Origin of the sequence: Plantactinospora sp. BB1 (genome assembly GCF_003030385.1) — a bacterium.
GTDB lineage: Bacteria > Actinomycetota > Actinomycetes > Mycobacteriales > Micromonosporaceae > Plantactinospora.
Genome location: NZ_CP028159.1, coordinates 1,618,437 through 1,638,084 on the forward strand (window position 1 = coordinate 1,618,437; position 19,648 = coordinate 1,638,084).

Sequence of the window (19,648 nt, forward strand, 5' to 3'; positions counted from 1 at the left end):
GTCATGGCACTGCTTGATGTGGACGATCTCTCCGTCACGTTCCGCCAACGCGGGAAGCGTACGGTGCGGGCGGTCGACGGGGTCTCCTTCTCGGTGGACGCGGGCGAGGTCGTCGGTCTGGTCGGCGAGTCCGGCTGCGGCAAGAGCGTCACCTCGCTGGCGCTGATGGGGCTGCTGCCCCGGCAGCCCGGGATCTCGGTCGAGGGCCGGGCCTCGTTCGACGGCACCGACCTGCTCCGGGTGGACCGGCGGGCGATGCGGGACATCCGGGGCCGGGACATCGCGATGATCTTCCAGGACCCGCTCTCCTCGCTGAATCCGGTCATCCCGATCGGCCGGCAGGTGACCGAGGTACTCGCCCGGCACCGTGGGCTCGGCGGTGACGCGGCCCGCAAGGAGGCCGCCGACCTGCTGGACCGGGTCGGCATCCCGGACCCGAGCCGCCGGCTCAAGGAATATCCGCACCAGCTCTCCGGCGGGATGCGCCAGCGGGCGCTGATCGCGATCGCGGTGGCCTGCCGGCCCCGGCTGCTGATCGCCGACGAGCCCACCACGGCGCTCGACGTGACCATCCAGGCGCAGATCCTGGAGCTGCTCAAGGATCTGGTACGCGACTCCGGTACCGCCCTGGTCATGATCACGCACGATCTGGGGGTGGTCGCCGGGATATGCGACACCGTCAACGTGCTCTACGCGGGCCGGGTGGTGGAGACGGCCCGACGCAAGCCGCTCTTCGCCGAGCCGAGGCACCCGTACACGGTGGGGCTGCTGAGGTCGATCCCGCGACTGGACGCCGGCCGGGGCGAGCGGCTCTCCCCGATCCCCGGCTCGGTCCGGGACGTACTCCCCTGGGCCGACGGCTGCGCCTTCGCGCCCCGCTGCGACCGGCAGGTGGAGGCATGCCTCGGCCAGCCGCCGCAGCTCGCGCTGACCCACACCGATCGCACGTACCGGTGTGTCAACCCGGTGCCGCCGCTCGGATCGGCCTCGACCGCGCCGGCTTCGCCGAAGGCGGCGGAGCCGGAGGTGGCGGGTGTGATCCCGGCGCAGGCGACGGCGACGACGACCGAGGATGTGCCGGTACCGGTGGACGAGCAGGCGAAGCTGCCCGCCGCGCGCGAGGAGGAGTCGGCATGACCGACGTGAAGGCCACCGGGCAGTCCGGCAACCTGGTCGAGGTCCGGGATCTGAAGGTGCACTTCCCGATCACCCGGGGCGTGCTCTTCGACCGGGTCGTCGGGCACGTCAAGGCGGTGGACGGGGTCGACCTCTCCATCCCGCGCGGCAGGACGTACGGGCTGGTCGGCGAGTCGGGCTGCGGCAAGTCGACGCTCGGCCGGGCGCTGCTCCAGTTGACCCGGCCGACGGGCGGGCAGGTGAACTTCGACGGCGTCGAGCTGACCGGGCTGCCGCCGAACCGGCTCCGGGCGATGCGCCGCCGGATGCAGATGATTTTCCAGGACCCGATGTCCAGTCTGGACCCCCGGCAGAACGTCGAGTCGATCCTGGTCGAGGGGTTGCAGGCGCACGGGATCGGTGCCGACCGGGCCGCCCGGCGGGACATCATCACCAAGACGCTGGACGCGGTCGGGCTGCCGAAGTGGGCGCTGTCCCGCTATCCGCACGAGTTCTCCGGCGGGCAGCGGCAGCGCATCGGGATCGCCCGGGCCCTGGTGCTCGGCCCCGAGCTGATCGTCGCCGACGAGCCGGTCTCGGCGCTGGACGTCTCGATCCAGGCCCAGGTGGTGAACCTGCTCGACGAGCTACAGGACGAGCTGGGGCTGACCTATCTGGTGATCGCGCACGACCTCGCGGTGGTCCGGCACATCTCCGACGTCGTCGGCGTGATGTATCTCGGCGCGCTGGTGGAGGAGGCGCCGAGCGACCGGCTCTACCGCGAGCCGCTGCACCCGTACACCCGGGCGCTGATGTCGGCGGTGCCGGTGCCGGACCCGGAGCTGGAGGACCGCCGGGAGCGGATCCTGCTCGCCGGTGACCTGCCCTCGCCGGCCAACCCGCCGGCCGGCTGCCGCTTCCACACCCGCTGTCCCTGGGCGCAGCCGACCCGGTGCGCCGACGAACGGCCGGTGCTGCGGCCGATCGGCGAGAGCCGGGTGGCCTGCCACTGGGCGGAGCAGATCGCCAGCGGCGAGATCCGGCCGCACAGGGTGAGCGTGCAGATCGTCCGGCCGGAGGACGAGGGCGAGGCGCCCGGCGTGGTCTCCGCGCCGAGCGAGCCGGGCTCGTTCGTCTGAACACGACAACCCCGGCCCGGGGTAGCAGGCGGGCCGGGGCTGTCGTGCTGTCAGCTTTCCGCGTGGGCCTCGGCCGGCACGTTGTCGGTCGGGTCGTAGACCCAGATCGGCCGCCAGTCGGCCAGCTCGTGATAGCGGCGCAGCTCGGCGAGGCCGCTGAGCCACCCGGTCCAGGCCGCGTACGGCGGCTGGTCGAAGCCGCTCTGCACGAAGGAGAGCCTGGTCTTTCCTCCGCTGCCCTCCAGCTCCCAGCTCACCACCCCGGCCGGGCCCCAGTCGACGGTCATCGCCCGGCCGGGGGTCAGGTCGAGCACCTTGGCCGGGTTGGGGTTGTTGTCGAAGCCGCCCATCGCGTAGCGGCCACCGACGAAGGGCTCGATCCCGATCGGGTAGCCGAACCACTCGCTGGCCTTGGCCGAGTCGGTCAGCGACTCGTAGACCGCCTCGGGAGAGGCGTCGATGACGATCTCCTCGCGGAGCGTCGCCGAGGTGAAGTCGGTCCTCGGGGTGAGCGGTCGCCCCTCGACGTGGTCGACGAGGTTGGCGATCGCCAGCGACCAGTACGTCTGGAGCACGCCCCGGATGCTCGCGCCGGTCATCACGTCCTGGAAGCTCCAGTGCGTCTGGGAGAGCGAGATGATCGTGGAGTCCGGGCTCTCCTCGGTCAGGGTGATCTCGGTGCTGGTCTCCTCGCCGTCCAGTAGCCAGTCGAACCGGAGACTCTGCTCGCCGACGTGGCGCAGCCGCTGGTGTGGCGCGTCGCCCTCGGGCACGTCCCGGCCCCAGAACTCGTACCGGTGCGGCAGCTCGACCTCGGCGTGCTCGGCGAGCCAGACGCGCAGCTCGGCGGCGTCGGTCAGCGCCTGCCAGACGGTCTTCACCGGGGCGGCGGCGCGGGCGCGGAGGTTCAGCGGTGCGGTCATGTGGTGCCTCCATGTGGGTAGCAGGCGACGGCGAGCTTGAAGGCGTCGCCCTCGGCTCCGCCGTAGCGGGTGAACAGCTCTTGCAGTGCGGTCTGTAGGTCGGTGAGGAACTGTTGGCGTTGTTCCGCCGGCACCCGGATCTCGCCGGAGACGCCGATCGACGGCAGCTCCGGGGCGGTCCGGTCGAGGGCGGCGATGTCGGCCTGGACCTCCTCCATCAGGTTGAGCAGGTAGCCGAGGCTCATCTCGTCCTGCGCCTTGCGCAGCCCGAGCCGGCCGACCAGCCGGGGGGAGAGCCAGTAGGAGCGGGCGCTCGCCTGGTAGATCCCCTCGGAGATGCCCCGCACCTTGCGCTCGGAGACCTGGTCGACGAGGCCGGCCTCGACCAGGCGCTTGACGTGGTAGTAGACCCGCTGCGGGGTCTGGCCGAGTTGGTTCGCCACCTCGGTGCAGGTGCGCGGCTCGGCCAGTTGCCGCAGCACCTCGATGCGCTGCGGCTTGAGCAGGGTCTCGGCCTGCTCGATCTGCTCCAGGTACATCACGTCTCTCATGGCAAAAATCATCCTGTACGTAAAAACTGATTTTGTCAATTGGGCACGCGAAAGCCGATCGGGGTCCGATCGTGGCGGTGGAGGGTCAGCCCTCGGGGCGGTTGAGCAGGCCGACCGCGACGGTGTGCACCGCGACCAGGTCGGCCGGGTCGGCCAGCGCCGCCCGCCCGCCGGTGACCGCGTACCACTCGGCGGCGTCCTTGTACTGCACCCGCAGGACGGCGTCCTTCCCGTCCAGCTCGGTGCGGAGCGTCAACTCGCCGGTGATCACCCCGACCTCGTCGGTCATCACCCCACCGGGGCCGGCGGTGATGTCGGTGCTCTGCGCGGCGGTTCCCGTCTCGCCCATCAGCAGCTCCCCAGCATGTCGTCGAGCGCGGCCTTCTCGCCGGAGGTCACCGAGAGTCGCCAGTAGTGCTTGACCGCGATCCAGTCCTCCGCGTACTGGCACCAGTCGTCCCGGTTCGACGGCTTCCACTGGGACGGGTCCTGGTCACCCTTCGCCCGGTTGGAGCTCGCCGAGACCGCCACCAACTGCGGCCGGTCCAGGTCGTTGGCGAAGTCGCCCCGCTTGTCGTCGTCCCACTCGTCGGCACCCGACCGCCAGGCGTTGGCCAGCGGCACCATGTGGTCGATGTCCACGTCCGAGGGGTCGGCGAGGGTTCGCTTGTCGTACCGGCTCGACCAGCGCCCACCGACCACGTTGCACCCGGAGAGCTTGATGCCGGTGCCGTCCCGCTGGAGCACGGTGTCCCGGACGTCGCAGTTCTTGCCCGCGTTGCGCCAGTGCGGGAAACGCTCCCGGCTGTAACCCCGCATCGACCCCGCGCTCGCCACGGTGAGCTGGTCGAGCTGGGCCTGGGTGTCGGCCGGCCCGGACGGCTCCGGTGCCGGGCTCTCAACCGGGGCGCAGGCGGCGGCGGCCGCGAGCAGGCCGACGAGCACGGCCGCTGTTCCCGACCGTGCTAGTGATCTGGTACGGATGAACGGCACGCTTCCAGCTCGCGAGGTGTGTAGACCGGCGCCGGGGCAGCCGACGCAGGTTCCGGCGTTTCGCGGCATCTTACGACACAGGCAGGGCAGATTGACACCGTGAGTGACTCGTCAGCCCCATTGCGGATGTCCAGTACGGCCGGCCGGGGCACCCTGCTCGCCGCCGTCGTCGCCTCCGGCATGGTCTTCCTGGACGCCACCGTGGTCAACGTGGCCCTGCCACACCTCGGCGCCGAACTGCACGCCAGCACCGCCGGCCTACAGTGGACGCTCAACGGCTACCTGCTGACCCTGGCCGCCTTCGTGCTGCTCGGCGGGGCGCTCGGCGACCGGGTCGGGCGACGGAGGGTCTTCCTCGCCGGAGTGCTCGCCTTCACCGCCGCCTCCGTACTCTGCGGCGCGGCGCAGAGCGTCGAGTGGCTGGTCGTGGCCCGCTTCCTCCAGGGACTCGGCGGTGCGCTGCTGACCCCCGGCTCGCTCGCCCTGCTCCAGTCCAGCTTCCACCCGGACGAGCGGGGCCGGGTGATCGGCGCCTGGTCCGGCCTGGCCGGCGTGTCGACCGCGCTCGGCCCGTTCCTCGGCGGCTGGCTGATCGACACGCTCTCCTGGCGGGCGATCTTCTTCCTCAACCTCCCGCTCGCGGTGATCGTGATCCTCGCCGCGCTGCGCTGGACCCCGGAGAGTCGGGCCGAGGGCGCCCCGGCAGCCCGGTTCGACGTGGCCGGCTCGCTGCTCGGCGCGCTCGGCCTGGCCGGCGTCACGTACGCGCTGATCGAGGCGCAGCAGCTCGGAGCCGGTTCCGGGCAGGTGGTCGGCGCCGCCGTACTCGGAGTCGCCGCAGCCGTCGGGTTCGTGCTGCTCGAACGGCACCGGGGCGAGCGGGCGATGCTCCCGCCGACCCTCTTCGCCAGCCGGCTCTTCGGGGTGCTCAACGTCTACACCGTGCTGGTCTACGCCGCGCTGACCGGGCTCACCTTCTTCTTCTCCGTCTATCTCCAGAACGTCGTCGGTTACTCCGCCCTGGATACCGGCCTGGCGACCCTGCCGATGACCGTACTGCTGCTGGTCGGCTCGGCCCGCTCCGGCGCGCTCGCCTCCCGGATCGGCCCACGGCCACAGCTCACCGTCGGCCCGCTGGTCGCCGCCGCCGGGCTCTTCCTGCTGCACGGGGTGAGCCGGGGCGAGGCGTACTGGACCGGCATCCTGCCCGGGATCACCCTCTTCGGGCTCGGCATGACCCTGGTGGTGGCCCCGCTGACCGCCTCCGTGCTCGCCGCCGCCCCGGACCGGCTGGCCGGCGCGGCCAGCGGCTTCAACAACGCGGCGTCCCGGGTCGGCGGACTGGTCGCCGTCTCCGCACTGCCGCTGGTGGTCGGCCTCTCCGGCGGCGGATACGCCCGCTCCGGCCAGCTCACCCCGGCGTACCGGCAGGCGGTGCTCTGGTCCGCCGGGCTGATGGTGCTCGGCGCGCTGCTCGCCGCCGTGGCGGTGCGCCGGCCGGAGCGGGAGCCGAAGAAGTCCCGCCCCTGCCCGACCCTGCCGCCGCCCCCGACCCACCAGCACGAACCGGACCGGAATGCGGACCGGTCGGCGGCGGGACGGCGTCGCTCGTAGCGGTGCCGACAGGCGTGCCCCCCGGATCGGGCGGGCACGTCGGCGGCGGCGTGCCGGATCGTGCGGGCCGGCCGGGATCACCGGTCCGGCCCGCACGACGCGGCTGTTCGGGGCAGGGCGTGACCCCTGGCTCGGTGGGTCGGGTGGCTCAGCGCAGGGCGCGGTTGACGGCGCTGGTCACCGCGCGCACCGAGGCGGTCACGATGTTGGGGTCCAAACCGACACCCCAGACCGTACGGCCGTCGACCTCGCACTCCACGTACGCGGCGGCCTGGGCGTCGCCGCCCGAGGACATCGCGTGCTCGTGGTAGTCGAGGACGCGTACCCGCACGTCGAGCGCCTGCAACGCGTTGACGTACGCGTCGATCGGGCCGTTACCGGTTGCCGAGAGCGACCGGCTCTCGCCGCCGAACCGGGCGTCGACCTCGATCTCGACCTTGCCGTCGGCGGTGCCGATGGTGTAGCCCTCGACCTGGACCGCCGGCTCCCGCTGCTGGTCGACGAGATATTCCTCGGCGAAGAGCCGCCACATCCGGCCCGGCTCCACCTCGCCGCCGCCGTCGTCGGTGACCCGCTGCACGACCCCGGAGAACTCGATCTGGAGCCGCCGGGGCAGGTCCAGGTGGTGCTCCGTCTTCATGATGTAGGCCACGCCGCCCTTGCCGGACTGCGAGTTGACCCGGATCACCGCCTCGTAGGTGCGGCCCAGGTCCTTCGGGTCGATCGGCAGGTAGGGCACCGCCCAGCCGAACCGGTCGACCGGCACCCCGGCCGTCTCCGCGTCGGCGTGCAGCGCGTCGAAGCCCTTGTTGATCGCGTCCTGGTGCGAACCGGAGAAGGCGGTGTAGACCAGGTCACCCGCGTACGGGTGCCGCTCGTGCACCGGCAGCTGGTTGCAGTACTCGACGGCCCGCTTGATCTCGTCGATGTCGGAGAAGTCGATCTCCGGGTCGACACCCTGGGAGAAGAGGTTCAGCCCCAGCGTGACCAGGTCGACGTTGCCGGTGCGCTCGCCGTTGCCGAAGAGGCAGCCCTCGACCCGGTCGGCCCCGGCCAGCAGCCCCAGCTCGGCGGCGGCGACCCCGGTGCCTCGGTCGTTGTGCGGGTGCAGGGAGAGGATCACGCTCTCGCGCCGGGGCAGGTTGCGGTGCATCCACTCGATCGAGTCGGCGTAGACGTTCGGGGTCGCCATCTCGACGGTCGCCGGCAGGTTGATGATCAGCGGCCGGTCCGGGGTCGGGTCGATGACCTCGATCACCGCGGCGCAGACCTCCAGGGCGTAGTCGAGTTCCGTCCCGGTGTAGGACTCCGGCGAGTACTCGTAGAAGACGTCGGTGTCCGGGGCGTGGATCTCGTGGTATTTCTGGCACAGCCGGGCGCCGGAGGTGGCGATGTCGGTGATCCCGGCCCGGTCCAGCCCGAAGACGACCCGGCGCTGGAGCGTCGAGGTCGAGTTGTAGAAGTGCACGATCGCCCGCCGCGCACCCCGGATCGCCTCGAAGGTGCGGTCGATCAGGTGCTCCCGGCACTGGGTCAGCACCTGGATGGTGACGTCCTCCGGGATCAGGTCCTGCTCGATCAGCTGCCGGACGAAGTCGAAGTCGGTCTGGCTGGCCGACGGAAAGCCGACCTCGATCTCCTTGTAGCCCATCTGCACCAGGAGCTGGAACATCCGCCGCTTGCGCCCCGGCGACATCGGGTCGATCAGGGCCTGGTTGCCGTCTCGTAGGTCGACCGCGCACCACCGGGGCGCCGCCTCGATGCGCCGGGTCGGCCACTGCCGGTCGGGCAGGTCGATCGCGAACTGCTGGTGGTAGGGCTGGTAACGCTGGAACGGCATGCGGCTGGGCCGCTGCCGGGCTATCGGATCACCGTCGGTGGTGGTGCCGGCAGGTTGTGCCATGGCGGAAAGCTCCCGTGGTCATGTGGCGTGAGCGCCGAGTGTCAGATCGAGATGTCAGATCTTCGAGCCGGATCCGGGTGTCGGACCTGCGCGTCGGATCTTGGAAAGAGGCTGGCCGCAACGGGGTCCGGCCGGAATGCAGGACGGCGCGCTTCAACTCCGCGACGAGGTGCCGGCCTGGGAAGCCTCGTCGCGGCAGCGAAGGAGCAGGGCCTGCCACATGACAAAGTCACCTTAAGCGCTCGACGAGCGATCGGGTAAGCGTAGTCCGCAATTTGAGAAAGGCCCAGGTGGTGAGGGGTGCGCCGGGCGGGTCAGCGCAGCATCAGCTCGGCCAGCGGGCGGCGCTGGCGCAGGCCGATCTCCCGGGCCCGCAGGTCCTCGGGGAGGGAGTACGGGTCACCGAGCCGGCCGACCGCGACCACCACGTGCGGGCGTACCTCGGCGGAGAGTTCCAGGTCGACCCGGAGCCCGGCGGCGTCGAAGCCGGAGATCTGCCGTACGTAGAGGCGCAGCGCGGTGGCCTGGACCGTGAGATGTGCCACCGCCTGACCGAGGTCGTACGCGGCGTGCGGGAGCGGCCCGCCGGTCGGCCCGGTGGTGGCGTGCGCGCCGAGCAGCAGCGCGGAGGCCCGTCCCGCCCAGCGCTGGTTGCCGACGGAGAGGTTGGTCAGGATCCGCTTGAACGCCTCGTCGTCGCGGCGGCCCACCAGGAAGCGCCAGGGCTGGGTGTTGTCGGCGGACGGGGCCCAGCGGGCCGCCTCCAGCAGGGACGCGACCTCGGCGTCGGTGAGGTCGGCGACCGGGTCGAAGGCGTGCGGGCTCCACCGGGTCGCCAGTAACGGGGAGAGCTGGGCCATGGTGCCGAGTGTGCCGTATCGGGCGCTCTGTCCCCACACCGGGGTCACCTGACGTGACCAAGCGCACCCATAACGTGAGTGAAGATCATCCGCCGTCGCTCGGCGATGTTGCCGTCCCGCCGTTCTCTCCGGTCCCGCCGCCCTGCTCTTCCGGGCTCCCGTCCTCGCCGGTCCCGCCGCTGTCGGTCCCGCCGTTGTCGGTCGGGTCGCCGGGTGGCGGTCCGGCGACCGGCAGCGGCTCCCGGTCGACCAGCGGGCCGGGCAACGCGACGGTGGCCGGGGCGGCGGTCGGCGTACCGGCCAGGGTCAGGGTGCCGGCGGGCAGCCGGGCCGCCGTCAGGGTGCCGTCGGGGGCGTAGCAGTAGATGCCGGGATCCAGCGGCGGGCTGACCGACGCCGAGGTCGACTCGACCGCGAAACACCTGCCCTTGGCGCCCGGTAGCGCCGCGACGGAGACCGAGAGCGGGGCCTGCCGGTCGGTGAAGACCTCCGGCCAGTCGGTGAACGGGTGCCGCAGCCGGGGATCGATGGCCGGGTCGAGCGGCTGGTCCGGCCCGGCCACCCGTACGCAGCCCGAGTCCGGCTGCCCGGCCGAGGGGAGCGCGCACTGGAAGAGGCCGGAGCCGTTCTGCGCCAGCGAGACGTCGGCGCTGCCGCCGAGCGCACCACCCGGGACGTCCACCCGCCAGGAGCCGTCCGCCGCCCGCACCACCGAGATCGACCGGTCCGGCTGACCGGATGCGGTCAGCGTGTAGACGGCGGTCAGGTGGCGGTCCTGCGCGGCGGCGGCGAGCGCCGCGAGTTCGTCCCGCGCCTCGGCCGGCTGGCTCGCCACCGGGGCGGGGGTGGTCGCGGCCGGCGCCGGGTCCGCCGTGCCGCAGCCGGCGAGCAACACCGACCCGGCCAGCAGGAGCGTGCCGAACAGGGGGGCTACGCCGGAATGCACCTCGCCATTCTCGGGGTATACCCCGGGAACGGGCGGTCAGTCCAGCTACCCTCGCGTGTCGCGGCGGGTCGGATGGTGGGAACGCCTGGTCGGGGCGACGACGCGGGCCGGTACCCTGAGTTGGTCTCACACGGCGCCGCCGGTCTCGACCCGGCGGCGTCGGCACGCTCAGGGCCGTGCGCCTCGCCCGGCCCAGGGGAAGGAGAGCACCGTCGTGGCACTGGTCGTGCAGAAGTACGGCGGATCGTCGGTCGCCGACGCCGAGCGGATCAAGCGGGTGGCCGAGCGGATAGTCGCCGCCCGCAAGGCCGGCGACGACGTGGTGGTCGTGGTCAGCGCGATGGGTGACACCACCGACGAGCTGCTCGACCTGGCCAACCAGGTCAGCCCGTTGCCGCCCGGCCGCGAACTCGACATGCTGCTCACCGCCGGTGAACGCATCTCGATGGCGCTGGTGGCGATGGCGATCCACAACCTCGGCTACGAGGCGCGCTCCTACACCGGGTCGCAGGCGGGTGTGCTGACCACCTCGGTGCACGGCCGGGCCCGGATCATCGACGTCACGCCCGGCCGGCTGCGGGCGGCCCTCAACGAGGGCGCGGTGGTGATCGTCGCCGGTTTCCAGGGCGTCTCCCAGGACACCAAGGACATCACCACGCTGGGCCGGGGCGGCTCGGACACCACCGCGGTGGCCCTGGCGGCGGCGCTCGGCGCGGACGTCTGCGAGATCTACACGGACGTCGACGGGGTCTTCACCGCCGACCCGCGGATCGTGCCGAACGCCCGGCACATCAGGACCATCACCTACGAGGAGATGCTCGAACTGGCCGCCTGCGGCGCGAAGGTGCTGCACCTGCGGAGCGTGGAGTACGCCCGAAGGGCCGGGTTGCCGATCCGGGTACGTTCGTCATACTCGACCAACACCGGCACGATGGTGACCGGATCGACGGAGGACCTGCCCGTGGAGCAAGCACTTATCACCGGGGTCGCCCACGACCGGAGCGAGGCGAAGATCACGGCGGTCGGCGTACCGGACGAGCCGGGCGCGGCGGCCCGGATCTTCGAGACCGTCGCGGCGGCCGAGATCAACCTCGACATGATCGTGCAGAACGTCTCGACCGAGGGCACCGGCCGGACCGACATCTCCTTCACCCTGCCCAAGACCGACGGCCCGACCGCGATGGCGGCGCTGAGCAAGGTGCAGGAGCAGGTCAAGTTCAAGGGCCTGCTCTACGACGACCACGTCGGCAAGGTGTCCCTGATCGGCGCCGGCATGCGCTCGCACCCGGGCGTGGCGGCCAGCTTCTTCGCCGCGCTGGCCGAGGCCGGGGTGAACATCGAAATGATCTCCACGTCCGAGATCCGGGTCTCGGTGGTCTGCCGGGACACCGACCTCGACGCCGCGGTGCGGGCCGTGCACGAGGCGTTCGACCTGGGCGGCAGCGAGGAAGCGGTGGTGTACGCCGGGACCGGGAGGTAGCCCGCGATGACGACCCTCCCCACGCTCGCGGTGGTAGGGGCGACCGGTGCGGTCGGCACGGTCATGTGCGACCTGCTCTCCTCCCGGAAGAACGTCTGGGGTGAGATCAGGCTGATCGCCTCGGCGCGCTCGGCGGGGCAGACGCGGATGTGCCGGGGCGAGGAGCTGACCGTACGGGAGCTGACCGCCGAGGCGTTCGACGGCGTGGACGTCGCCATGTTCGACGTGCCGGACGAGGTTTCCGCGCAGTGGGCGCCGGTCGCGGTCTCCCGGGGTGCGGTGGCGGTGGACAACTCCGCCGCGTTCCGGGGCGACCGGGACGTGCCGCTGGTGGTGCCGGAGATCAACCCCGAGCAGGTACGCAACCGCCCCAAGGGCATCATCGCGAACGCCAACTGCACCACCCTGACGATGATCATCGCGGTCGCGCCGCTGCACCGCGAGTACGGGCTGCGTGAGCTGGTGCTCTCGTCGTACCAGGCGGTCTCCGGGGCCGGGCAGGTCGGGGTGGACGTGCTGCACGACCAGCTCTCCAAGATCGCCGGTGATCGGGCGCTCGGCTCCCGACCGGGCAACGTGCGGCAGGCGGTCGGCGACGACCTCGGCCCGTTCCCGGCCCCGATGGCGCTCAACGTGGTGCCCTGGGCCGGATCACTGCGGGACGGCGGCTGGTCGTCGGAGGAGCTGAAGCTGCGCAACGAGTCGCGCAAGATCCTCGGCCTGCCCGACCTGAAGGTCTCGGCCACCTGCGTACGGGTGCCGGTGGTGACCGGGCACTCGGTGGCCGTACACGCGGTCTTCGGCACCGAGGTGGACGCGGAGGGCGCCCGGGAGGCGCTGCGCAACGCCCCCGGGGTGATCCTGGTCGACGACCCGGCGGCGGGCGAGTTCCCGATGCCGATCGACGCGGTCGGCACCGACCCGTCCTGGGTGGGCCGGATCCGCCGCTCGGTGGACGACCCCCGCGCCCTCGACCTCTTCGTGACCGGCGACAACCTCCGCAAGGGCGCCGCCCTCAACACCGCCCAGATCGCCGAACTCCTCGCCGCGGAGTTCTCCACCGCTCGGTGAGCGCGGGGCCCACGTTCCGGGCGGCAGCGGTGGGGGTCAGGCGGCGGCCAGCCGGACGCCGTCGCGGCCGTCGCGCTTGACGCTGTAGAGGGCCTCGTCGGCGCGGCGCAGGGTGAGGTCGGGCGGCTCGCCGGTCTGCTGTACCGCCACCCCGATGCTCACCGTCCGGCCGGTACGCCGGGCCGCCTCCACCAGACGCTGGGCGATCCCGACCGCCTCCTCCGGGCGGAGCACCTCGACCACGGCCACGAACTCGTCACCGCCGATCCGGTACAGCTCGTCACCGTGCCGCAGCGCGCCCTGGAGGGCCCGGGCGAGATCGACCAACACCCGGTCGCCGGCCTGGTGACCGTAGGTGTCGTTCACGGCCTTGAAGTCGTCGACGTCGACCGCGAGCAGAGCCGTCCGGCCCGGGTGCGACTCGGCGATCCGCTCGCCGAACGAACCGTGGTGGCGCAGCCCGGTCAACGGGTCCGAGCTGGCCCGCTCACGCAGCCGGGCCAGCCCGCTCAGCCGTTCCAGGCAGATCCACGACTGGGCGGCGAGCAGCTCGATCAGGTTCACCGTGGTCGGGTCCGGGCGCAGGCTCCGGGTGTCGCCGACCAGCAGTACCCCGCAGAACTCGGTCGGGCCGAGCGGCACCGAGATCAGGGTGCGCACCCCGGCGGCGATCAGCACGTCCTGGTCCGGCGTGGTCGGATGGTGCCCCTCGCCGAGCGTGTAGGAGGCGCCGTAGACGTGCGCGTGCGCCCGGAGCCGTTCCAGGACCGATCGGCCGGCGCCGGCCAGCGCGGCGTGCACCCGGGATTCGAGATCGTCGGGTACCAGGTTCGGGGTCGCCACCCGGGGGCCGGCCGTGCCGTCCAGGACGAAGACCGCCGAGCTGAGCCCGGAGACGTCCCGGGCCGCGGAGACGGCGGCGGTCATCAGGTCGGACTCGGTGGCGGCGGCGGTCAGCGCGGAGGCGTGCCGGAGCAGCTTCTCGCTCCGGGTCTCGGCGGGCGGGCCGCCGAGCTGCCCGATCCGGGTACCGAGCAGCGCTGCGACCCGCTCGACGGTGTGCCGCCAGGCGTCCAGGTCGACCTCGGTGGTCGGCCACTCCAGGTCCAGTACCCCGATCGGCTGCCCCGTCCGGTCGAGGATCGGGGCACAGATCTCGGCCCGTACGTCGGGACGTAACGGTACGTAGTCGGGCTCCTTCGTCACGTCCGGCACGGTCTCGGTCTTGCCCGAGGCGTACACCCGGCCGGGCGTGCCGGCACCGGCCGGTACCGAGGCGAAAACCTGCCACGATCCGGTCGCGGCGACACAGCGGAGCCGATCGCGGACCCAGAGCAGCACGGCGACCCGTCCCGGAGTGTGTCGGCCCAGCGTGGCGACCGTCACCTGGCCCGCCTCGACGGCGGTGGACGCCGTGGGCAGCCGGGCGGTCACGTCGCGGACGACGCGGGAGTGGTCGTGGGACACCGTTTCCGATCCGGGGAGGAGGGGTCGAGGGGGCCCGACCAAGATTACTCAGGGTGCTGGGAATTCGCTGGGTGCGAGTGATCCCCGCCTCCTCCCCGGGGCGCTCCGGTCAGTGGATCAGCGCCAGGGCCGCCTCGCGGAGCGGGGCCGGCGCCTTCGCCGGGGAACCGGCGTCGAACGGCGGCTCCGGGTCGTACTCGATGGCGAGCTGGACGGCGTGCGCGGTCGGCGCGTCGGTCGCCTCGGCCAGCAGGGTCAGCGCCATGTCGATGCCGGCCGAGACGCCGGCCGAGGTGACGATCCGGTCGTCCCGGACCACCCGCTCCCGGACCGGCTCGGCGTCGAAGAGCCGCAACTCGTCGAGCCAGCCCCAGTGGCTGGTCGCCCGCCGCCCGGTCAGCAACCCGGCCGCGCCGAGCAGGAAGGAGCCGGCGCAGACCGAGGCGGTCCACCGGGTGTACTGGTGCGCGAGGGCGATCCAGCCGACCAGCGCGGCGTCGGCGAGCGCGGCCCGGGTGCCGGCCCCGCCCGGTACGACGACGACGTCCGGGCGGGACAGTTCGGCGTAGCTCGCGGTGGCGGTGATCGCCATCGTGCCCCGGTCGTCGACGACCGGACCGGGTTCGGCGGCCACCATGGTCACCGTGACACCGGGGGCGAAGGCCAGCACCGTGTACGGCCCCACGACGTCGAGGGCGGTGTATCGCGGATAGAGCGGAATGGCGACGTGCATGCTCGGTTCCTCCTCGTCGGAACGAACGGACTGGATCGGCTGCCCGGAGGTGCTCCCGGCGGGAGCCCTCCCCCGGGCGGGTGTCGGGACGTGCGGGATCGACTCCGGTGCCGGTGGTGACGGCTGCTGCCGGAGGGGCGGGAGTAGCGGAGGTCGGGGTGTGGTCAGCTCTGTTTGGTGCGGAAGCGGCGGCGGTAGTCGCCGGGCGCGACCCGCCAGTGCCGGCGGAAGACCCGGTAGAGGGTTTCGGCGGCGCCGAGACCGGACTCCCGGGCCACCCGGTCCAGCGGATGACCGGTGCGTTCCAGCAGCCGGCGTGCCGCGTCGGCCCGGCTGCGTTCGACGTACCGGCCGGGGGAGACGCCGGTCTGCTCGGTGAAGAGTCGGGAGAAGTGCCGTTCGCTCATTCCGGCGCGCCGGGCCAGCGCCGGCACGCTGAGATCCTCGGCCGGGTTGGCGTCGATGAAGGTCTGTAGTTCGCGCAGCGGGTCGCTGCGGGGCACCGGGGTCCGCATCGCCGTGCTGAACTGGCTCTGCCCGCCCGGCCGGTGCAGATAGACCACCAGGCCCCGGGCGACGTGCCGGGCGATCTCGTGGCCGTGGTCCTCGGTCACCAGCGCGAGCGCGAGGTCGATGCCGGCGGTGACTCCGGCCGAGGTCCAGACGTGCCCGTCCCGGACGTAGATGCGGTCGGCGTCCACCTCGACCGCCGGATAGCGGTCGCGCAACTCCTGGGCCGCCAGCCAGTGCGTGGTGGCCCGCCGGCCGTCGAGCAGGCCGGCCTCGCCGAGCAGGAGCGCACCGTTGCAGACCGAACTGACCCGGTCGGCGATACCGGCCAGCCGGGAGATCCCGGCGACCAGTTGCCGGTCGGCGAGATGCGCCGGTGCGGCGAGCCCGCCCACCACGAGCAGGGTGTCGACCGGCCCGGTGACCTGGTCGAGGGCGAGTGGCGCCAACGTGGTGACTCCGTTGCCGGCCGTCACCGGGCCGGGGCGTACCGCCGCGACCTCCAGCCGGTAGCCCCGGTGATCGCCGACGATCAGACTCGCCAGCGCGAACACGTCGGCCGGGCCGGCGAGGTCGAGGTTCTGGAAACCCTCGAAGGTCACTGCCACCACCCGTCGTTGCATGTATTCATGCTGCTCGCGGCGGAGTTGTGGCGTCAATGACGCAGGTATTGCAGATTACGCCAGCGGCGTCCGGCAACGTCGGACCGACCCGGCGGTCGGCCAACACGCCGGGCCGAAGGCCGTACGCCGCTTCGTGCTTGGCTAGGATCGGCCACAGTCTTTGTGATCATGGCGGCGGGAAACCGGAGGACGGAGAGCCCGACATGGCGAGGTTGCCCGACGAGGTGGTGGCCGCGATCGGCCGGATCACGATCGCCGCCGGCGACCTGGAACTCATCCTGGCCTGGATCGGCGCCGACCAGGCGGGCGGCAACGCGTTCGAGGTGCTCGCCAGACCCGGTGAGCCGGTACGCGCCGCCCGGGGCTCGGTCGAGTTCGCCACCCCGGAGTACCGCCAGGCGTACCTGCCGGTCGTCGAGATCGCGGCGAAGCTGCTCGCCAAGCGGCACGCGGTCGTCTCCGCGATGTGGGTCAGCGAGGCGCCGGACGAGTCGGAACGGCGCTGGGAGCTGCTCGACGACAAGACGCACGTACGCCAGCTCGTCGACCCACGCGCCCTCGACGAGCTGTCCCGGCAACTCCTGGAGGCGCGCAACCGGCTGGTCGCGATCGTGACCGCCCAGCTCAACAACGATCCGGTACCCGCGCCCTGAGCCGAGTGCGTGCGGCCGGGGTCAGCTGTCCTCGCACGCCTGCCGGGCGTTCCGTTCGAAGCTGGCCCTGGTCATGACCTCCTGCTTGCGGTGGCTGACCGGAGCCAGCACGTGCTCGCCGTCGAGCTTGCTGAAGGCCTCGGTGTCGAACCTGACGGTGAATGCGTCCCGGTGCCCGTACGCGGAAATGCCGTACCAGACGCCGGGCTCGATCCGCTGCAAACTCGACCTGTTCACGGTCCAGTTGGCCGGCGGTGTCGGGTCGAGCAGCGGGATCTCGTTGACCGGCTCGGCCCGGTCGGTGCGGACCGACCACTCCGGACGGTCGGCCGTGGCACCGGTCGACGGGCTGGCGGAGGCCGTCTCGGAGTCCTCGTGCAGGTAGATCGAGGCGCCGGCCGATCCGCAGCCGACCAGCAGGACCGTCGGCTCACCGTCCCGGAGCGCCAACGCCGCCAGCGGCTCGTTCGCGGGCGTGCAGCCGGCGAGGGACGCCAGGAGCAGCGACAGCAGCAGAACAGCACGGAACGGGCGCATGGTTCCACCGTGCCGGAGAAGGATCACCGTTCAGGCTCGGGACGGCCACGATCGGTGGACGGCTGGTGCACGGAATCGAGCCACCTGAGCCGCTCAGGGAGCAGGTCCTGGTCTTCCTCGGCTTCGTGCCGATCGCCGTCAACCTCGCCCCGCTGGCCCGGCGGCCCGGGTCTCCGGCGCGGCCAGCCGAGGAGGCGCGGGTGTAACGGGTTTTCCTACACTCGGAGGGTGCCGCGTACCGGTTCCTTCCGTTACCGGGTACACGCGCGCTGCGAGCCGAGCGACGCGATGCGGCTGCTCGGGGACGTGCGGCGGCAGGGCGAGCTGCATCCGTTGATCGTCCGGGTACGTCCCCGACCGGCCGGGCCGGGGGCGCTCCGCACCGACCTGGTCACCGACCGGCTGCGTTGGGGACCGTTCCGGTTCCGGATCACCTACCGGGCCGACCTGCTCCGGTTCGAGGCGGACGAACTGGAGTTGCTGGCCCGGCAGTGGCCGCGTACCACGCTGCGGAACCGCACCCGGGTGAGCCGGGAGGCCGACGGGCTGGTACGCGTCGACGTCGAGATCACGCTGTCGGCACCCGCACCGCTGTTCGGGTACGCGTTCCGGCAGGCCCAGGCCGCGCACCTGGAGCTGGCGACCCGGCTGCCGGCCGCGCTGGCCGCCGCCGACCGGCGCTGATCCTCCGGTCCTCTCGCCAGGTCGCGAGAGCTTCGTGGCACTGCTGCCGCTGGTGGAACGCGGTCGGGTCGGTGTCGGGTAGTTCTTCACGCGAGGTGCCTGTGTGTCACCAAGGTGACACACAGGCACCTCGCCGAGCCGACACATCGGTCCGGCAAGGGTGCTCCGGGAGGACGTAGCCGGGCCGCGAAGGTGTCAGCCGGGCGTCAGGGTGTGCCGGCCGGGTGGCAGTTCGTACATCATGGACGGAGAGGAAATCCGGCGGCGAACGGTCGGAGCGCGATGTCCATCGATCGTGGGACGATGGCGACAAGCGATGGGGGCTCGATGAGTGACGATCAGACGAATCCCGTGCCGGAGCCGGAGCCGAAGTCGGTAGTTCCGTCCCATGACCCGCTGGCCGCCGCTCTCGGCAACGCCTCCCTGATCGGCGTCGGCTACCTGATGCTCGGCCGGCTCAGGCTGGCCGTGGCCGCCACGCTGGTCAGCGCCGTACTCGTCGCCTTCCTCGTCTGGGGCAGCCGGTCGGTGTGGGCCGAGGTCGTCGTACTCCTCTGGTGGTTGGCTCTCGTCGGCCACGCCTGGTTCCTGGCCGGCGGGCGCGGTCAGGGCGCCGTACAGCGTGACCAACGGCTGGTCGCGCTCGCCGTGACGGTGCCGGTGCTGCTGGCCGTGGGGATCCTGCGGTTCGACGCGGCGAGGATCGAACGGACCGTCACCGAGGCCCGGCAGGGCGGCGACTGCACGCGGGCGTTGACCGCCCTGGACCGGGTGTCGTTCGGTCATCGGGTGGCCGACGCCCCGCTGACCGTCCGTGGCGAGCGGAGCGCCGAAGCCTGCCAACGGCTGCGGACCGCCGAGGAGAAACTCGACACCGGGCTGACCGGGGACACCGACGGGTTGAAGGCGGGCTTCGACGGGCTCGCCTCGGTCCTCGCGGAGCTGCCCGGCCACGAGAAGATGGTGGACACCACCCTCGAGAGGTTCTTCGGCGGGCTGCCAACCAGAGACCCCTGCCAGACGGTCGCGGTCACCGACTGGCTTCGTCAGCGGCAGCCGACCAACAACGCACTGGACCGGTCCGCCGAGGTCGTGGCGCGGACCGCGCCGGCCGCGCTCGTCGGCTGCGCCGACAACCTGATGGCCGCCAGCAACTGGGAGGCGGCCCGGACGCGTTACCAGCAGCTTCTCGACCAGTACCCCGGGCAGGAGTTGAACGCCCGGGCCGTCGAGGGGGTCAAGCGGGCCGGCCTGGCCATCGAGCTGGCGAACGTGCGCCGCCTGCTCGAAGGACCGACCAGCACCCGACCCGAGTACTGCACCAAGCCGGCGCCCTACAGTGCCGCCGCCCCGTACACCAGGGGCAGGACGAACCGTGCCCTCTTCTACGGCGACGAGGAGTACACGAGGAAGCTCCCCGCCGCCTGGCGGGCCACCGACGTCACCGCCGCGGTGCTGGTGGTCTGCGTGAGCGAGAAGGAGTACGGGACCACCGTCCGGACCTGCCCCTACGAGAACAAGATCTCTTCGCGGTTCCCGACGTACGTGGCCTTCCGCAAGATCGCGATTCCGGTGCAGGCATACGAACTCCGGACCGGGAAGCTCGTGGTCAACGCCAAGGTGGAGATCAGCGGTTCGAGTTGCCCGAGGGTTCTCACCTACACCCGCTACACCGGCCTCATCGACATCGGCCCGCCGTCGGAGGTGTACGTCACCGCCTCCGACGCCAACGTCCGGTCCGCCTTCCGCTCCCTGATCAGCCGAGGCTAGGGCGTAGCGGGGAGTGACCCGGGAGACGGGTCAGGCCCGGTATCACTAGTCGTGATACCGGGCCTGACCTGCACT

At 71.9% G+C, this 19,648-nt stretch carries 19 protein-coding genes and 1 pseudogene; 9 read left to right on the top strand and 11 right to left on the bottom strand.

From position 1 onward, the window contains the following. The first annotated feature begins 3 nt into the window (after positions 1-3). Both C6W10_RS06815 and C6W10_RS06820 read left to right on the top strand, forming a co-directional pair. Entirely contained in the window at positions 4-1,137 is a 1,134-nt protein-coding gene (locus tag C6W10_RS06815; protein WP_107257312.1) for an ABC transporter ATP-binding protein, read from the top strand. Further along, positions 1,134-2,255 carry an ABC transporter ATP-binding protein gene (locus tag C6W10_RS06820; RefSeq protein ID WP_107257313.1) on the top strand — a complete coding sequence of 374 codons (1,122 nt, stop codon included), beginning with the start codon at positions 1,134-1,136 and terminating at the stop codon, positions 2,253-2,255. Before C6W10_RS06815 ends, C6W10_RS06820 begins: the two co-directional genes overlap by 4 nt. 50 nt (positions 2,256-2,305) lie before the next feature. On the opposite strand, the gene C6W10_RS06825 is transcribed toward C6W10_RS06820, so the two are convergent. The 4 genes and pseudogenes from C6W10_RS06825 to C6W10_RS06840 form a co-directional block, all read right to left on the bottom strand. Next, a complete protein-coding gene (locus C6W10_RS06825; protein ID WP_107257314.1) occupies positions 2,306-3,178 on the bottom strand; it encodes an SRPBCC family protein in 873 nt (290 codons plus the stop codon). Further along, positions 3,175-3,729, bottom strand: a complete 555-nt coding sequence (locus C6W10_RS06830; RefSeq protein ID WP_107257315.1) for a helix-turn-helix domain-containing protein — start codon at positions 3,727-3,729, stop codon at positions 3,175-3,177. The genes C6W10_RS06825 and C6W10_RS06830 overlap by 4 nt, the downstream gene beginning before the upstream one ends. 85 nt (positions 3,730-3,814) lie before the next feature. Continuing rightward, positions 3,815-4,045, bottom strand: a pseudogene (locus C6W10_RS06835) (hypothetical protein); the annotation flags it as partial. Positions 4,046-4,077: 32 nt separating this feature from the next. Further along, the gene (locus tag C6W10_RS06840; protein WP_107263728.1) at positions 4,078-4,713 is read right to left on the bottom strand and encodes an HNH endonuclease family protein; all 636 of its coding nucleotides are present in this window, start codon (positions 4,711-4,713) and stop codon (positions 4,078-4,080) included. 135 nt (positions 4,714-4,848) lie between these two features. On the opposite strand from C6W10_RS06840, the gene C6W10_RS06845 reads away from it, so the two are divergent. After that, positions 4,849-6,336, top strand: a complete 1,488-nt coding sequence (locus tag C6W10_RS06845) for an MFS transporter (protein WP_107257317.1) — start codon at positions 4,849-4,851, stop codon at positions 6,334-6,336. A 148-nt stretch (positions 6,337-6,484) separates the two neighbouring features. Here the strand turns inward: C6W10_RS06845 and leuA are convergent, their stop codons facing one another. The 3 genes from leuA to C6W10_RS06860 all read right to left on the bottom strand — a co-directional run bounded on the left by leuA (position 6,485) and on the right by C6W10_RS06860 (position 10,045). Next, positions 6,485-8,239 (bottom strand): 2-isopropylmalate synthase, encoded by a 1,755-nt coding sequence (leuA, locus tag C6W10_RS06850; RefSeq protein ID WP_107257318.1) that lies wholly within the window; start codon positions 8,237-8,239, stop codon positions 6,485-6,487. 314 nt (positions 8,240-8,553) lie between these two features. Then, positions 8,554-9,099, bottom strand: a complete 546-nt coding sequence (locus C6W10_RS06855; RefSeq protein ID WP_107257319.1) for a nitroreductase family protein — start codon at positions 9,097-9,099, stop codon at positions 8,554-8,556. A gap of 85 nt (positions 9,100-9,184) precedes the next feature. Further along, positions 9,185-10,045 (bottom strand): hypothetical protein, encoded by an 861-nt coding sequence (locus C6W10_RS06860; protein ID WP_107257320.1) that lies wholly within the window; start codon positions 10,043-10,045, stop codon positions 9,185-9,187. Between the two features lie 214 nt (positions 10,046-10,259). On the opposite strand from C6W10_RS06860, the gene C6W10_RS06865 reads away from it, so the two are divergent. Further along, positions 10,260-11,525 carry an aspartate kinase gene (locus C6W10_RS06865; RefSeq protein WP_107257321.1) on the top strand — a complete coding sequence of 422 codons (1,266 nt, stop codon included), beginning with the start codon at positions 10,260-10,262 and terminating at the stop codon, positions 11,523-11,525. A gap of 6 nt (positions 11,526-11,531) precedes the next feature. Further along, the gene (locus tag C6W10_RS06870) at positions 11,532-12,596 is read left to right on the top strand and encodes an aspartate-semialdehyde dehydrogenase (RefSeq protein WP_107257322.1); all 1,065 of its coding nucleotides are present in this window, start codon (positions 11,532-11,534) and stop codon (positions 12,594-12,596) included. Between the two features lie 36 nt (positions 12,597-12,632). Here the strand turns inward: C6W10_RS06870 and C6W10_RS06875 are convergent, their stop codons facing one another. From C6W10_RS06875 to C6W10_RS06885, 3 genes are all read right to left on the bottom strand, one after another. Further along, positions 12,633-14,063: a diguanylate cyclase gene (locus C6W10_RS06875; protein WP_107257323.1), complete on the bottom strand. Its 1,431-nt coding sequence runs from the start codon at positions 14,061-14,063 to the stop codon at positions 12,633-12,635. 109 nt (positions 14,064-14,172) lie between these two features. Then, positions 14,173-14,796, bottom strand: coding sequence for a DJ-1/PfpI family protein (locus C6W10_RS06880; protein WP_107257324.1), 624 nt, complete (start codon positions 14,794-14,796; stop codon positions 14,173-14,175). Positions 14,797-14,960: 164 nt separating this feature from the next. Next, a complete protein-coding gene (locus C6W10_RS06885; protein WP_107257325.1) occupies positions 14,961-15,929 on the bottom strand; it encodes a GlxA family transcriptional regulator in 969 nt (322 codons plus the stop codon). Between the two features lie 203 nt (positions 15,930-16,132). Here C6W10_RS06885 and C6W10_RS06890 point away from each other — a divergent pair, with 203 nt between their 5' ends. Continuing rightward, positions 16,133-16,582: a hypothetical protein gene (locus C6W10_RS06890; RefSeq protein ID WP_107257326.1), complete on the top strand. Its 450-nt coding sequence runs from the start codon at positions 16,133-16,135 to the stop codon at positions 16,580-16,582. Positions 16,583-16,603: 21 nt separating this feature from the next. Here the strand turns inward: C6W10_RS06890 and C6W10_RS06895 are convergent, their stop codons facing one another. After that, positions 16,604-17,119, bottom strand: coding sequence for a hypothetical protein (locus C6W10_RS06895; RefSeq protein ID WP_107257327.1), 516 nt, complete (start codon positions 17,117-17,119; stop codon positions 16,604-16,606). Between the two features lie 65 nt (positions 17,120-17,184). Between C6W10_RS06895 and C6W10_RS37165 the strand changes: the two genes are divergently transcribed. The 3 genes from C6W10_RS37165 to C6W10_RS06905 all read left to right on the top strand — a co-directional run bounded on the left by C6W10_RS37165 (position 17,185) and on the right by C6W10_RS06905 (position 19,573). Beyond that, positions 17,185-17,325, top strand: a complete 141-nt coding sequence (locus C6W10_RS37165) for a hypothetical protein (RefSeq protein ID WP_159104495.1) — start codon at positions 17,185-17,187, stop codon at positions 17,323-17,325. Positions 17,326-17,347: 22 nt separating this feature from the next. Continuing rightward, complete coding sequence (locus C6W10_RS06900) at positions 17,348-17,803, top strand: hypothetical protein (protein ID WP_107257328.1); 456 nt, start codon at positions 17,348-17,350, stop codon at positions 17,801-17,803. Positions 17,804-18,130: 327 nt separating this feature from the next. Beyond that, the gene (locus C6W10_RS06905; RefSeq protein ID WP_107257329.1) at positions 18,131-19,573 is read left to right on the top strand and encodes a tol-pal system YbgF family protein; all 1,443 of its coding nucleotides are present in this window, start codon (positions 18,131-18,133) and stop codon (positions 19,571-19,573) included. Positions 19,574-19,648: the final 75 nt, after the last annotated feature.

What these genes read in the sequence shown, in the direction of transcription:
- C6W10_RS06845 (WP_107257317.1), top strand. Translation starts at nt 4,849, where the DNA reads ATGTCCAGTACGGCCGGCCGGGGCACCCTGCTCGCCGCCGTCGTCGCC.
- C6W10_RS06820 (WP_107257313.1), top strand. Translation starts at nt 1,134, where the DNA reads ATGACCGACGTGAAGGCCACCGGGCAGTCCGGCAACCTGGTCGAGGTC.
- C6W10_RS06825 (WP_107257314.1), bottom strand. Translation starts at nt 3,178, where the DNA reads ATGACCGCACCGCTGAACCTCCGCGCCCGCGCCGCCGCCCCGGTGAAG.
- C6W10_RS06895 (WP_107257327.1), bottom strand. Translation starts at nt 17,119, where the DNA reads ATGCGCCCGTTCCGTGCTGTTCTGCTGCTGTCGCTGCTCCTGGCGTCC.
- C6W10_RS06815 (WP_107257312.1), top strand. Translation starts at nt 4, where the DNA reads ATGGCACTGCTTGATGTGGACGATCTCTCCGTCACGTTCCGCCAACGC.
- C6W10_RS06830 (WP_107257315.1), bottom strand. Translation starts at nt 3,729, where the DNA reads ATGAGAGACGTGATGTACCTGGAGCAGATCGAGCAGGCCGAGACCCTG.
- C6W10_RS06905 (WP_107257329.1), top strand. Translation starts at nt 18,131, where the DNA reads ATGAGTGACGATCAGACGAATCCCGTGCCGGAGCCGGAGCCGAAGTCG.
- C6W10_RS06855 (WP_107257319.1), bottom strand. Translation starts at nt 9,099, where the DNA reads ATGGCCCAGCTCTCCCCGTTACTGGCGACCCGGTGGAGCCCGCACGCC.
- C6W10_RS06870 (WP_107257322.1), top strand. Translation starts at nt 11,532, where the DNA reads ATGACGACCCTCCCCACGCTCGCGGTGGTAGGGGCGACCGGTGCGGTC.
- C6W10_RS06890 (WP_107257326.1), top strand. Translation starts at nt 16,133, where the DNA reads ATGGCGAGGTTGCCCGACGAGGTGGTGGCCGCGATCGGCCGGATCACG.
- C6W10_RS06880 (WP_107257324.1), bottom strand. Translation starts at nt 14,796, where the DNA reads ATGCACGTCGCCATTCCGCTCTATCCGCGATACACCGCCCTCGACGTC.
- C6W10_RS06885 (WP_107257325.1), bottom strand. Translation starts at nt 15,929, where the DNA reads ATGCAACGACGGGTGGTGGCAGTGACCTTCGAGGGTTTCCAGAACCTC.
- leuA (WP_107257318.1), bottom strand. Translation starts at nt 8,239, where the DNA reads ATGGCACAACCTGCCGGCACCACCACCGACGGTGATCCGATAGCCCGG.